The organism is Campylobacter concisus (genome assembly GCF_902460545.1).
GTDB lineage: Bacteria > Campylobacterota > Campylobacteria > Campylobacterales > Campylobacteraceae > Campylobacter_A > Campylobacter_A concisus_AE.
On the sequence record NZ_CABPUE010000005.1, the window covers coordinates 39,842 to 53,987 of the forward strand.

Annotated in this window: 14 protein-coding genes; 12 read left to right on the top strand and 2 right to left on the bottom strand. The window is 39.6% G+C overall.

The features are described 5' to 3' along the window. Positions 1 to 46 precede the first annotated feature (46 nt). The 4 genes from FZ949_RS04675 (at position 47) to FZ949_RS09565 (ending at position 4,116) form a co-directional block, all read left to right on the top strand. On the top strand, positions 47 to 2,590 hold the full coding sequence (locus tag FZ949_RS04675) for a translocation/assembly module TamB domain-containing protein (RefSeq protein ID WP_148790187.1): 2,544 nt from the start codon (positions 47 to 49) through the stop codon (positions 2,588 to 2,590). Between the two features lie 202 nt (positions 2,591 to 2,792). After that, positions 2,793 to 3,440 carry a hypothetical protein gene (locus FZ949_RS04680; RefSeq protein WP_103580116.1) on the top strand — a complete coding sequence of 216 codons (648 nt, stop codon included), beginning with the start codon at positions 2,793 to 2,795 and terminating at the stop codon, positions 3,438 to 3,440. Between the two features lie 18 nt (positions 3,441 to 3,458). Further along, positions 3,459 to 3,623, top strand: a complete 165-nt coding sequence (locus FZ949_RS09560; RefSeq protein ID WP_234401496.1) for a metallophosphoesterase — start codon at positions 3,459 to 3,461, stop codon at positions 3,621 to 3,623. A gap of 298 nt (positions 3,624 to 3,921) precedes the next feature. Further along, complete coding sequence (locus tag FZ949_RS09565) at positions 3,922 to 4,116, top strand: hypothetical protein (RefSeq protein WP_234401495.1); 195 nt, start codon at positions 3,922 to 3,924, stop codon at positions 4,114 to 4,116. Positions 4,117 to 4,154: 38 nt separating this feature from the next. Here the strand turns inward: FZ949_RS09565 and FZ949_RS04690 are convergent, their stop codons facing one another. Next, positions 4,155 to 4,514 carry a hypothetical protein gene (locus tag FZ949_RS04690; RefSeq protein WP_103580117.1) on the bottom strand — a complete coding sequence of 120 codons (360 nt, stop codon included), beginning with the start codon at positions 4,512 to 4,514 and terminating at the stop codon, positions 4,155 to 4,157. Positions 4,515 to 4,821: 307 nt separating this feature from the next. Beyond that, positions 4,822 to 6,798: an excinuclease ABC subunit UvrB gene (gene uvrB, locus FZ949_RS04695; protein ID WP_148790188.1), complete on the bottom strand. Its 1,977-nt coding sequence runs from the start codon at positions 6,796 to 6,798 to the stop codon at positions 4,822 to 4,824. A 125-nt stretch (positions 6,799 to 6,923) separates the two neighbouring features. Here uvrB and FZ949_RS04700 point away from each other — a divergent pair, with 125 nt between their 5' ends. The 8 genes from FZ949_RS04700 to FZ949_RS04735 all read left to right on the top strand — a co-directional run bounded on the left by FZ949_RS04700 (position 6,924) and on the right by FZ949_RS04735 (position 14,094). Further along, positions 6,924 to 7,157 (top strand): coiled-coil domain-containing protein, encoded by a 234-nt coding sequence (locus FZ949_RS04700; RefSeq protein ID WP_021091279.1) that lies wholly within the window; start codon positions 6,924 to 6,926, stop codon positions 7,155 to 7,157. Between the two features lie 13 nt (positions 7,158 to 7,170). Then, positions 7,171 to 7,407, top strand: coding sequence for a hypothetical protein (locus FZ949_RS04705; RefSeq protein WP_148790189.1), 237 nt, complete (start codon positions 7,171 to 7,173; stop codon positions 7,405 to 7,407). Continuing rightward, positions 7,404 to 7,820: a type II secretion system protein gene (locus FZ949_RS04710; protein ID WP_084042158.1), complete on the top strand. Its 417-nt coding sequence runs from the start codon at positions 7,404 to 7,406 to the stop codon at positions 7,818 to 7,820. Before FZ949_RS04705 ends, FZ949_RS04710 begins: the two co-directional genes overlap by 4 nt. Then, positions 7,820 to 9,673 carry a primosomal protein N' gene (locus FZ949_RS04715; protein ID WP_103580119.1) on the top strand — a complete coding sequence of 618 codons (1,854 nt, stop codon included), beginning with the start codon at positions 7,820 to 7,822 and terminating at the stop codon, positions 9,671 to 9,673. Before FZ949_RS04710 ends, FZ949_RS04715 begins: the two co-directional genes overlap by 1 nt. Before the next feature lie 240 nt (positions 9,674 to 9,913). Further along, a complete protein-coding gene (gene ispG, locus FZ949_RS04720) occupies positions 9,914 to 10,972 on the top strand; it encodes a flavodoxin-dependent (E)-4-hydroxy-3-methylbut-2-enyl-diphosphate synthase (protein ID WP_103580120.1) in 1,059 nt (352 codons plus the stop codon). A 10-nt stretch (positions 10,973 to 10,982) separates the two neighbouring features. Further along, the gene (locus FZ949_RS04725) at positions 10,983 to 12,395 is read left to right on the top strand and encodes a replicative DNA helicase (protein WP_107696216.1); all 1,413 of its coding nucleotides are present in this window, start codon (positions 10,983 to 10,985) and stop codon (positions 12,393 to 12,395) included. Beyond that, positions 12,395 to 13,666: a ComEC/Rec2 family competence protein gene (locus FZ949_RS04730; protein ID WP_103580122.1), complete on the top strand. Its 1,272-nt coding sequence runs from the start codon at positions 12,395 to 12,397 to the stop codon at positions 13,664 to 13,666. Before FZ949_RS04725 ends, FZ949_RS04730 begins: the two co-directional genes overlap by 1 nt. A gap of 53 nt (positions 13,667 to 13,719) precedes the next feature. Further along, positions 13,720 to 14,094: a hypothetical protein gene (locus FZ949_RS04735; protein ID WP_103580123.1), complete on the top strand. Its 375-nt coding sequence runs from the start codon at positions 13,720 to 13,722 to the stop codon at positions 14,092 to 14,094. Positions 14,095 to 14,146: the final 52 nt, after the last annotated feature.

Sequence of the window (14,146 nt, forward strand, 5' to 3'; positions counted from 1 at the left end):
TTGCACTAAAGTTTTATGATATATAAAACTAATATAAAGGAAATTTATGAAAAAAATAGCCTATTTGGTAGTGGCTTTGGCGCTGATAATCCTTTGCATTTTTGGCTTTATCTTTAGCTCTTTTGGTAATAAATTTATAGCCAGCAAAATAGAAAAAGAGGCACTCGCTCGCGGTATAGATGTCAAATTTAAAGATTTTAACCTTGGACTTAGCACGCTAAATTTAGAAGCGACCGTGATGAACGCTATAAATTTAAAGGCAAATGGCGATCTCTCGTTATTTGTTCAAAACATGAACTTAAACATAGATATAGACGCCGACAAGGCAAAGGCTAGCGAGCTTGGACTAAAAAAAGATGTCGCGCTTAAAGCAAACGTAGCTGGTAAATTTAGCGACTTCAAACTAGTGGCAACTGGCACAGCACTTGGCTCAAACATAATTTTAGATGCAAATTTAAAAGACTACCTGCCAAAAGCTCTAAATCTTAATGCTAAAAACATCGAGCTTTCTGAGATCTCAGCCCTAGCTCAAAAGCCAAATTTAGCTAGTGGTAAGCTTGATCTAACGAGCAATATGCAAGGGGTTGATGAGAAAAATGAGCCGATCATTAACGCTCAGATTTTAGCAAGTGATGCAGCGATAAACAAAGAAATTCTTAAAAACGAATTTGGGATAAATTTAGCAAAAGATATAAACTTTAAAGGCGGTGTAAATACTAAATTTGCAAATGAAAAAGTGACCGCAAAAACCCTTATCATTGCGCCTGAAGCCACTTTAAAAGCAAATGAGACGACTTATGATCTAGCTAGTAAAAATTTAAATAGCGACTTTTTGCTAAACGTGCCTGATCTTGCCCTTTTTGGCAAGCTTTTGGGGCAACAGCTAAGTGGCGCCGTGGATGCAAACGGCGAAATTACAATGCAAGAAAACACCCTTAAAAACCTAAAGGCTGACATAAACGGCCTTGGTGGCAAGATAAATGCAAATTTTGATAGTAAAAACTTAGCCCTAAATGCGGCCAGCATAAAGCTAAAAGAGCTTCTAGCGCTTGCCTTGCAGCCTAGCTACGCAGACGGAGAGATAAATTTAAATGCAAATTTTAGCGGCTTTGACGAGCTAAAAAAGCTTGCGGGCGAGGCTAAATTTGAGATAAAAAACGGCCTTATAAATAATGGTCTTGCAAAGCTTAAAAATGCGGCAAAATTTGAGCTAAAAGGTGGCGCTACCGCGAAAAATGAGCTTGTAAATTTTGACGCAAATGTGCTTAGCGACCTTGGTGAGTTAAAGGATGTAAAGGGCGTTTTTGACCTAAAAAATAGCCAAATTTTTAGCAAATTTGCCCTGCTCATTAGCGACCCTGAGAAATTTAAAGCGGTTAGCGGCTTTGAGGTGAGCTCAAAGATGGCGCTTGCGGGCGATGTGAAGCTCAAGCAGAGCAAGATAGATGAGCTAAATTTAGGCGGTGATGCCTTTGCTGGCAAGCTAAACGCCACCATAAAAAATGAAAATCTTGATCTTAGCCTAAAAGAGGCGCAGCTAGGAGAGATCCTGGTGCTTAGTGGCAACGACAGACTGGCAAACGCCAAGGCAAACGTGCAGGCAAAGGGGCAAAATATCTTTAGTAAAAGCCCAAGCGTCACCGCAACGATCGCTTTAAATGATGGCAAATTTAACGCCGCAGCGCTTAGCAAAATGCTTGATAAAAACTTCCCTGAAAATGAGAAATTTAGCTCAAATTTGAGCCTAGACTATAAAGGCGACATGGCAAAATTTAGTGGCGACTTTCTTAGCTCACTTGCTGATATAAAGGGCATAGACGGCAGTTTTGACGTGGGCAAAAGCACGCTAAACTTAAAGCTTCAAGCGGTGTTTTCAGAGCTAAATAAGCTTGCATTTTTAGCTGGCCGCGAGCTTCACGGTAAATTTGCAGCCCTCATAACGGCAAACGGCAAAGTGGATGATATAAGCGTAAAAGCCACTTCAGATGATCTATTTAAGGGCAAACTAGAGGCAAACTACAAAGCTGGCACGCTTAATGCAGTGCTAAAAAACTTCGAAGTCAAGTGGTTAACGCAGACTTTGGGGCTAGATCATCTGTATGACGGCAACGGCGATGCTAAATTTGACTACGAGACAAAGCAAAAGCTCGGCAAATTTGACATCTTGCTAAAAGAGGGGCACCTAGCCAGCACAAATCTCACAAACAATATAAAAACCTTCACCGGCAAGGACATCACAAAAGAGATTTACAAAGATGGCAAAATTTACGGCGATATAAAGGGTGACAACATCATCTTTAACGTAAATTTAAGCTCTCCAAAGAGCGATATAAAGGTTGCAAACGGCACTTATAACACCGCCACAAAAATGCTTAACGCGCCGCTTGTTTGCAGATTAGAAAAGACTGATTTAAATGTAAACATAACAGGTACGACAAACAACCTAAAATACGACGTTGGCTCGCAATATTTAGAAAATAAAGTCAAAAAAGAGATAGGTAGATTTTTAGATAAAAAGCTCGGCAAAGACGATGAAGGCACAAGTGGCGAAAAGCAAAATTTAAAGGGACTTTTAAAAGGGCTATTTTAGATGAAAAAGGCGGAAAATTTAAAGTATCTAATGGGGCTTGGGCACTTTTGTAGCGACATAAACCAAAGTGCCCTTGGCGCGATGCTAGTACTTGGCGAGTGATAGCGCTCAAATTTGATGCGAAATTTAGCTTGCGCTACGCAAGTATAATTTAATGCTTGCGGTAGTAAAATTTTGCAAAATTATGTTTATAGGAGAAGCGATGAAAAAGCTGATTATTTTTATGATTGCGCTATTATTTTGCGGGTGCGGCATAGCGTCAAAGGGCGATGGAGCCTCAAGTAATATGAATTTTCATATAGCAAAGAGGGTAGCCATAGATATGTCGGGCGGCTGGATTGATTTTAATAAAGAAAACTACGATAAATTTTGGAGAAATATACGAAGTTCTGGAAATGAAAAATATAGATTGGACTGGATTAAAGCTGATTCTTATTCGATGGTAAATTTAAATATAGAGTTTTTGAAATCTGCCCTTGAAACTTATAAGAGTAAAAATGTGATTAAAACAGCTGATTTTGCGTCCTACGAGAAAAATATCGAAAATTTAGTTCCAACCGTATCTGGTTATAATACTGAACAAGAATATAAGACAAAGATGATAATAAAGCAGGCTATAACAATATACAACAAGCAGCTTGAGGTTTTTAAAAACGGGAGCAAATTCGATATCTATCTTTATGTTATGCGAGTTTCAAATATTAGCGATAACGGCGTGAGTATATCGATTGACTTTGTGGGAATAAATGCTGTCGGCGAGAATAAAAACGATATAGAAAAACACTTGAATAGAGCATATGAATTAAAGCAAAATCTAGATAGTCTTTTTGATAAAAACTATCGTTGGTAATGTATAAATTTTAGCAAAATGAACGACCAAATTTACCTTATCGGCGATGTTTACGGCTGTTATAAAACTCTTTGCACCCTGATAGATCGCTTGCCGCGCGGCGCTGATTCTAAAATTTGCTTCGTGGGCGATCTGATAGACCGCAGCGAGGGGAGTTTTGAGGTCGTGCAGTTAGCGATGTAGCGCGGTTACGCGGCCGTGATAGGCAATCACGAATACCACCTTTTGCAACACAAGGATGCATTTTTGTGCGGCGAAATGCCTAATGATCCGCGCTGGTTTTTCCTAAACGGCGGTGCGCAGACTTTCGCATCCTACGCCAAAGCCGACCGCGTCCAGAAACTCGCGCACATAGAGTTTTTGTCAAATTTGCCGCTTTATTTGGAATTTCATGAGTTTAAAAACGCGCAGGGCAGGCGGCTCGTCGTATCGCACTCGGCGGCCGGGCGGATGTGGCCGCTGCGCAGCTCGGACGGCGATAGTGCGGCGGAGTTTAGGCGGCACGTACTTTGCGGGTAGGGGCGATTTTAGCCAAAACGATGGCGTCTTTAACGTCTACGGCCATACGCCGATCGCGAGCCCCGATATCACGGAATTTGGTGCAAATATCGACACGGGCTGCATCTATAGGCACGGCTTTGGCCGTCTTTGCGCGCTTGAGTTTCCGAGTATGTGAGTCTTTTTGCAGGATAATATCGAAGAGGGCGGGTGAGATTACTGGGCTAAAATTTCATCGTAGCTTTCTTTGATATTAACTATTTCATTATCTATAAAATCACAACTTAGGCGCAAAATTTTACTATTCGAAAACATCTCTCTGACATGCGCCGCTAGGATACCTGCATCTTTGTCGCTTGAGCAAGGTATCCTAAAAATAATTTCCGTTTCTATATCGTCTACAAAATTTGTTTTTTTGTTTAGATTTTGATATAAATTTCTTGTTGTGATTCTGACTGCAGAGCCATAGTACTTGCCGTCAAGCGCACACTCTGCTAACGTTTTTATTAAGCCGCCTTTTATATCAAAGACAGAAACAAAACCACGTTTTACAATTTTTATCTCTTCTTTTGTCATTTATGGACTCCTTTTTTGATTAAAATTTTGCTTTCTTACAAATACGTCATATTTTAGTAAAAATTGGCTAAATAAATTTTTGTGCCATTTTTAAAATTTGGCATTTTTAAGATATGGGTCTCGGTGAGTAAAATTTGAAACCGAAATTTACAAATTTAACTTCAAATTTGAGCGTAAAACGATAAGGCGAAGTATTTTTCGTCAGACGAGGCAGCGGCGAGCGAGGCGAGGGAGCGGACTAGCCGTCCGCGACCGAAGCCGACTGAGCCGGTAACGAAGTATGGCGGAAAAAGACAAGCCGTCAAATTTAAAGCTTGCGGATTTTGGCGATCTCGTCGCGCAATGCCGCCGCCTTCTCAAACTCCAGCTGCGCCGCCGCTTCAAGCATCTGCTTTCTTAGCTCTTTTACTATCGCGGCTCGCTCGCTTGCTGGCATCTTTTCTAAATTCTTGCCACGTTTATAAATTTCACCATCATCTTCGATATGCAAGCTCTCTTCGATATTTCTACTTGCAGAGTGCGGCGTGATGCCGTGAGCTTTGTTGTATTCATCTTGAAATTTACGCCTAGCTGTCGTCGTATCGATCGCCTCTTTCATCGAGTGCGTGATCTTTTTGGCAAACATTAGCACCTTGCCATTTACATTTCTAGCCGCACGCCCCATCGTCTGTATAAGGCTCGTTGTCGAGCGCAAAAAGCCCTCTTTATCGGCATCCATTATGGCTATCAGGCTCACTTCTGGCAGGTCAAGCCCCTCACGGAGTAAATTTATGCCTATTAGCATGTCAAATTCGCCGCTTCTAAGCCCTCTAATGATCTCATTTCGCTCGATCGCGTCGATGTCTGAGTGCATATACTTGACTTTTATGCCAAGCTCGATGTAGTAGCGGCTTAGCTCCTCGGCCATCTTTTTAGTTAGCACCGTAACTAGCACACGCTCATTTCTAGCGATGACAGCCTTTGCCTCGTCAAATAGCGCCTCAACCTGGTTGTCGCTATCTTTTATCTCGATAAGCGGATCAAGCAGCCCCGTAGGACGCAAAATTTGCTCGTATACGTGCCCCTGACTGATACCAAGCTCGTACTCGTTTGGTGTGGCTGAGACAAAGAGAAATTTTGCCTTTTTGCTTATAAACTCGTCAAATTTAAGCGGCCTGTTATCAAGCGCTGAAGGCAAGCGAAATCCATACTCCACAAGCACCTCTTTACGGCTCCTATCGCCCGCGTACATGCCCCTAAACTGCGGCAAACTCACGTGGCTCTCATCGACGATAACCAGATAGTCTTTGCCGCTTATCTCAAAGTAGTCAAACATCGAGTATGGCGTCTCTCCGGGCTTTTGACCAGTTAGGTGGCGTGCGTAGTTTTCGATGCCTTTGCACATACCCGTACTTGCCATCATCTCAAGGTCAAACTCCACCCTTTGCTTTAGCCTCTGCGCCTCTACTAGCTTGCCCTGCTCGTTAAACTCTTTTAAACGAATATCAAGCTCCTCTTCGATCTCTTTCATCGCGATCTTTAGCCTATCAGCGCCCACGATGAACTGGCTTGTCGCATAAAGCGTAAATTTAGAGATATCCTTTAGGCGTTTATTATCAAGCACATCAAAATGATACATCGCATCGATCTCATCGCCAAAAAACTCAACCCTTAGAGCTTCGTCGTTATAGTAAGCTGGATAAATATCCACCACATCGCCATTTACACGAAAATCCCCTCTGTCAAAGTAGTTGTCATTGCGCTTATAGCCCATATCTACAAGCTGCTCTAAAAGCTTTCTTTGGCTTATCTTCTCACCCACGCTAAGATATGCCACCATCCCTTTATACTCACTTGGATTACCAAGGCCGTAGTTTGCAGAGACTGAGGCAACACAGACGACGTCGTCAAAGCTTAGCAAGCTAGCCGTCGCAGAGAGGCGCAGGCGCTCAAGCTCCTCATTTACCGAGCTATCCTTTTCTATATATAGGTCGCTTCTTGGGATGTAGGCCTCTGGCTGGTAGTAGTCGTAGTAGCTTATGAAGTACTCGACGTGATTTTTTGGGAAAAAGCCCTTAAATTCGCTGTAAAGCTGCGCGGCAAGGGATTTGTTATGCGTCATTATCAGAGTTGGCATATTTAGCTCACGTATGACATTTGCCATAGTAAAGGTCTTGCCAGATCCTGTCACGCCTAGAAGTGTTTGGTATTTGTTGCCTGATTTTATACTTTTTACTATCTCTTTTATCGCTCTTGCTTGGTCGCTGCTTGGGCTAAATTTAGATGAAATTTCAAATTTACTCATTAACTACCTTTAAATTTGGGCGAATTTTATAGCAAAGATAGTGCTTTGTCAAATGAGAATTTTAAAAAGAATTTAGCCTCTGCGTGTTAGAATACGGCATTAATTATTATTTTAAAGGAACCTTTATGTTTGAAGATAATGCGATCTTAACCACACTAAGCGATAAAGTAAATGACCTGATCACAAAATATGACGAACTTTGCAAAACGAACGAAGAGTTGCGTAATGAGATCGTAACTTTAAAAGCACAAAATGAGGCAAAAAGCAATCAAATCATGCGTTTAGAAGAGGATCTTGACAAGAAAAATACCGAAGCTGACGATGTAATGAGAAAAATCGAAGCTGTCCTTGGCAGATAAGCTTGGCTAAAATATGAAAAAAATCACGCTCACTATATCATCTCGCGACTACACGATCACGCTTGATGATGATTTTGCTAAATTCTTTGAAAATGACTGGCAAAATTTAATGGGCGGGCGCCAATTTATAGAGTCAAAAGAGCTTTTAAATGCCTTTATAGAAAAATGTTATGAAAATTATGCTGTGATAAAGGCAGTAAAAAATTTAACTGGCAACGTTGATGAGATATTAAAGCGAGAAGAGAGATGAAAAGACGAGCTTACACCTTGCTTGAGCTGATATTTATAGTAGTTATACTAGGCATTTTAAGCACAGTCGCTATACCTAGGCTATTTTTTTCTAGAAGCGATGCTACTATCTCAAATGCAAAAACTCAACTTGCTGCCATAAGAAGCGGAATTTCACTAAAATACAATGACAACATCTTGCAAGCAAAGCCAGAATTTCCACAAAAGCTAGACGATGGCGATCCAAGTAAACTCTTTAAAAATGTTATAAATATACCGATAAAAGATAGCGGCAGCAAAAATGGCTGGCACAGAATAAGCGATGACAAATACACATTTAGGCTAGATGGCAAAGTAGCAAATTTCAAATACGACAAAAATACTGGTGATTTTGGTTGCAGTGATGAAAATGAAATTTGCAAATCACTTCAGTAATGCACTATTACATACTCGCATTTTATGGGCTAAATTTAGCCCCGCTCACTTATGAAAGCGATCAAAAACTAGAAAAATTTCAAGGCGTAAAGGCTTCTTTAAGAGGAAAAATTCTTACTGCTTTTATCGTAAAAGAGACTGGCAAACCAGAGTTTAAAACAAGCAAAATTTTAGAAATTCTACCGATTAATCTAACTTCAATGCAAAGCGAATTGGCAATATTTATCTCAAAATATTACACATGCGAGCTTGGAGTCAGCCTAAATTTATTTGAACCAAATAACATTATTGCAGCAGATAAATTTTATGAAAATCAAAATTTTAATGTGGCACCAAAACTAAGCGAAAAACAGCAAGAGGCTTTGGATTTTATAAATAAACGTAAAATTTCACTCATCTTTGGCGACACTGGAAGCGGAAAAAGCGAGATTTATATAGCAAAGATCAGAGAAATTTTAAACGCAGGCAGCCAAGCGCTATTTTTAATGCCTGAAATTTCACTCACGCCACAAATGCAAAAACGCCTTGAGAGCTTCTTTGGCGAGGCAGTAGCAGTCTGGCACTCAAAGATCACGCCAAAGAAAAAAGAGCAAATTTTAAAAGATATAAAAAGTGGAAAAGTTAGGCTCGTTGCAGGTGCGAGATCGGCTTTATTCTTACCACTTGAGAAGCTAAAACTTATCATCATAGACGAAGAACACGACGATAGCTACAAAAACACAGGTTCAAAACCACACTACAACGCAAGAGACCTTGCCCTCTTTCTAACTAGCAAATTTGACCTACAAGTGGTGCTTGGAAGTGCCACGCCAAGCCTTACTAGCTTTTACAAGCAGGAGCATTTTCGCTTAAAAGGGACATATTTTGATTCGCAAAAAAATTACATTTTCGATGAGAGCGAGACTGGAATTAGTGAAATTTTAAAAGATGAAATTTCAAAGACACTCGCAAATAAAAAGCAAACTGTCATCTGCCTGCCAACAAGGGCAAATTTTAAATATCTAGTCTGCAAAAACTGCGGTGAAACGTTAAAGTGCCCATTTTGCAGCATCGGTATGAGCTATTACAAAAAACAAAACGTGCTAAAGTGTCAATACTGCGAGCATAAAATGGCCGTGCCAAAAATTTGTCACCAGTGCGGTAGCGAGATGATAGAGGCCAAAAAAATTGGCACTAGCGAGCTACTTGAGCGGCTGCAAGCTGAGTTTGCGAATGCTAGAATCGCTAAATTTGATAGAGATGAAATAACGACGCAAAACAAGCTCGTAAAGGCTTTGAAGGAATTTAACGACGGCAAGATAGACATCCTGCTAGGCACGCAGATGCTAAGCAAGGGGCATGATTATCACAACGTTGAGCTTGCTGTCATCATGGGATTTGACGAGCTTTTAAATTTTCCTGATTATAAAGCCAGAGAGCGAACGCTCGCTCTTGCCATGCAAGTAGCTGGAAGAGCTGGTAGAAACGGGGCTGGTAGAGTTATCATTCAAAGCAAACAAAGAGAATTTTTTGAGAGCTACATCAGCGACTACGACGCATTTTTAAAAGATGAGATTGGCTACCGCGAGGGACTTTATCCGCCTTTTACTAGGCTTCTTCGCATTATCATCTCACATAAAGATGAACACATAGTAAAAAATACAATGAATGAATTTGTGCAAAGAATAGAACCTTTAAGAAGTGATGAACTTGAGATCATAGGATACGGAAAGTGCCAGATAGAGTATCTTGGAAGCAAATTTAGATATGAAATTTTACTCCGCTCAAACTCTCATATACCTCTTTTAAAAGCTGCAAGCCTATGCAAAAGCGAACTTAGCGATATCGATATTGATCCAGTCAATTTTAGTTAAAAATGCTAGTCTAAAAACTATCCAACAAAGACATGGTAAATTTTAAAATAGATAATAGAGAAACCTAAGGCTTATGAAAGCATTATGAAATTTGATAAGTTGACTATAAAGAGTAAGTAAAATTTTAGAAACTACATCCAATAAAAATACTAATTTTTATAAACTATTAAAAATAAATTCTCAAGCCTTTTAAAAGCCATTTTTTTTTATAATCTCCAATAAAAATTTAAAGGCAAAATTTTGCAACGATACCCAACAAAACAGATAAAAATTCGCGATGTTTTAATAGGCGGTGACGCACCGATATCCGTACAGTCGATGACATTTTCAAAGACAAAAGACATAAAAGGCACACTAGAGCAAATACAAAGACTATATTTTGCAGGCTGTGATATCGTGCGCTGCGCAGTATTTGACAAGGAAGATGCAAGTGCACTTAAACAGATCGTTGCAGGCTCGCCAATACCAGTCGTCGCGGACATACATTTTAACCACACCTACGCACTTATGGTTAGCGAATTTGTTGATGCTATCCGCATAAATCCAGGCAACATAGGCTCGGCAAAAAACATAAAAGCAGTAGTTGATGCCTGCAAACAGCGAAATTTACCTATCCGAATAGGTGTAAATTCTGGCTCGCTTGAAAAGCAGTTTGAGGACCGCTACGGCCGCACGGTGGAGGCTATGGTGGAGAGTGCAATGTATAACATCAAGCTTCTTGAGGATTTTGACTTTACAGATATCAAAATTTCACTTAAATCAAGCGACGTTGAACGCACAATGCAAGCTTATAGAGCGCTTCGCCCAAAGACAAATTATCCATTTCACCTAGGTGTTACTGAGGCAGGTACCACTTTTCACGCCACTATCAAGTCCGCGATCGCACTTGGCGGGCTTTTGCTTGAGGGTATAGGCGATACGATGAGAGTTAGCATTACAGGCGAGCTTGAAGAGGAGATCAAAGTCGCAAAGGCGATCTTAAAAGATAGCGGCCGACAAAAAGAGGGACTAAATATCATCTCATGCCCAACTTGCGGGCGTTTGCAAGCTGATCTCATGGCTGCAGTAAAGCTAGTAGAAGAAAAGACAAAAGGGATAAAAGAGCCGCTAAATGTCTCAGTGATGGGCTGCGTGGTAAATGCTATCGGCGAGGCAAAAGGCGCAGATGTTGCCATAGCATTTGGCAAAGGAAATGGCATGATCATGCGTCACGGCGAAGTGGTCGCAAGACTGCCTGAGAGCGAGCTTGTGGATAGATTTTTACAAGAGATCGACGATGAGATAAAAAGTAGAGACTAAAGGAAAATTTGTGGCAAAGCAAAGAGTTAACGAAATAGATTTTACCAACCTTTACGACATTGATATGGAGCGAGCTATACTAAGCTCCATTTTGCAAAACAACGATATTTTAGGTGAAATTTTTGACATTGTTAAGGCAAAGGATTTTTATCTAAAAGGGCATTCACAAATATATGATGCAATGGTGGCATGCCTAAATAGCGATGATCCCATAACTATGCCATTTTTAAAAAATAGACTTGGCGAAAAATACGACGAAGAGCTAATACTAGATATTTTGGGCACAAATTCCCTAATAGACATTCAAAAATACGCAAACGAACTAAGAGAAAAATCTATAAAACGAAGTCTTGTAAAGATCGCTCACAACATACCAAGCAAAGTAAATGAAGATAAGCCAAGCCGCGATATGGTCGATGATCTTAGCCAGGAATTTTACTCTTTGATAGAAGGTGGAAGCACTGGAGTCATAAAAGAAGGCAAAGAGATCATCATGAAAATGATGGATCATATTAATGCTCAAGCTTTACTTGGCGAAAAAGATATTGTTGGACTTGATACTGGATTTAAGAAGCTAAATGAGATGATAAAGGGCTTTAAAAATGGTGACCTCATCATCGTTGCAGCTCGTCCAGGCATGGGAAAAACGACACTTTGTTTAAATTTTATGAGTCAGGTTTTAAAAAATAATGCCGGAGTTGTTTTTTTCTCGCTCGAGATGCCAGCTGAGCAAATAATGATGAGAATGCTAGCAAGTAAGACCTCTATCCCGCTTCAAGACATAATGACTGCAAAGATGGATGATGAAGCGTTGGCTAGATTTAGCGATGCTTGCGAGGAGTTTGCGGCTAGCAAGCTTTTTGTACATGATAGTGGCTATGTAAATATCCATCAAGTAAGAACGCAAATGCGAAAACTAAAGGCTATGCATCCTGAAATTTCACTTTGCGTGATCGATTACATCGGTCTTATGATGAGTACAAATAACTACGCTGATCGTCACGTCCAAATAGCTGAAATTTCTCGTGGATTAAAGCTTTTAGCACGTGAGCTAGATATGCCAATCATCGCCCTTTCTCAGCTAAACAGAAGCCTTGAATCTCGCGCAAATAAACGCCCTATGCTAAGCGATCTAAGAGAGTCAGGTGCGATCGAGCAAGATGCTGACATCATTCTTTTTGTTTATAGAGATGAGTTTTATCTAGAACAAGAAGAAAAAGAGAAAGAAAAACGCGCAAGTGCTGAGGGCAAAGAGTACAAGAGCAATCATGTCTTTAATAAGCTTCAAGAAAAGGCCGAGATCATCGTTGGCAAAAATAGAAATGGTGAAACTGGCTCAGTTGATGTACTCTTTCAAAAGCAACACTCAAGGTTTGAAGATATGTCTGCAATGCCAGTATCTGACGTATCATTTGAAGGATAATGAGCCTTAAGAACCCAAAAAATAGACAAATTTTTAATATATTTTGTCTATTTTGTCTTTGTATTTTTTCTATAAATTTATCTCTAAGCTATCATAAATATCAAATTTTTATGGATAAAGGCGAGCAAGAACTGGTAGCAACTGTAATTTCCAGCTATGAAAAGCTTAGCAGCGACGGTAAGAAAAGACAGATATTAAGGTTAAAAACAGACGAATTTACATTTTATACGCTTGGGGCCAAAACAGATGATTTCAAGTCTGGAGATAATATATTTTTAAGTGTTATAAATTTAGATGTCGGCTTTAAGGATTATATTTCGTCTGCCTTTTACATGCCTAGCTTTTCACGCGAAAAGCTGCCACGAAAAACTACACCAGATATCAATCAAAAACTACAATCATCTATCTACAACCAGCACGAAAATAGCAAAATTGCACAGCTCTACTCGGCCCTATTTCTAGGTACAAATATAGACGGCGAGCTAAGAGATGACGTTTCAAACTGGGGCATAGCACATCTAATCGCTATCAGCGGCTATCATCTTGGCGTAATAAGCGCCGTTTGTTTCTTTGTTTTAAAGCTCATTTTAAAGCCTATTTATGCGAGATATCTGCCGTTTCGTTCATACATTTTTGACATCAGTATCGCTGTATTTTTAGTGCTTTGCTTTTATTTTTACTTGATCGGATTTATTCCGAGCTTTTTACGAGCATTTTTGATGAGTGTGGCAGGCTTTTACATGATATGCAAAAGGATAAAAATTCTAAATTTCTACACACTCTTTGGCGTTATTTTATTTGGCATAGCTATGTTTCCACAGCTTTTATTTAGTGTTGGCTTTTATTTTTCATGCCTTGGCGTCTTTTATATTTTTGTATATCTTTTGTATTTTGCACCCAAATTTGGTCTACTAGCAAACTCTCTGCTTTTAAATTTATATGTATTTTTTGCTATGGAAGTTGCAGTGCTTTACTTTTTTCCGCTCATTAGCCTCCTGCAGCTTAGCGTGCTAGCTCTAAACTACCTATTTGGCCTGTTTTATCCATTAAGTTTTGTGCTTCACCTCTTTGGATATGGTGGCATTTTTGATGAGATCTTAAGCAAAATGCTAGCCGTTAGATTAAGCCCTAGCAACCTTCATATAAGCACATTTGTATTTTTACTTTACAATGCCGCCACTCTTTTATGCATAAAATTTAAAGCCTCGGCTTTATTACCACCACTCTTTGGTGTGGTAGCATTTTTACTTTATCTACTAAATTTTTCGTAGTCAAAGCTTTTACTCAAATTTGCCGATATGCTTTTAAATTTAAAGGTTTGGCGATGGATCTAAAAATAAATTCAAATTTGATAAATTTAAACAAAAGTAGCTCTAAAAGTGGCCTAAATTTAAAGGCTGACGAGTCAAATTTAAAAAGCGAGAATTCACAAAGCAACGATAAAAGCGCTATTTTGTATGACGCTTCAAATTTAGCTAGCGAGACAAACCAGAGCGAAAGCAGCATTGATGTCCTAAAAAAGCAGCTAGAAAAACTGCAAAAGCGGCTAAAAGAGATCGAGAGTGCAATAAAGCATGCAAGTGCGAGCCAAAATCCTTATGCAAAAGAGATAGTGGCCTCACTTCAGACCCAAAAGGGATCTATATTTGCCCAGATAATGCAAATAAACGCACAAATTTTAAAAATGCAAGGCGCCTAATTAAAATAAAATTTGACACCATAAATTTATTCTTTTAAATTCTTTAATTAAA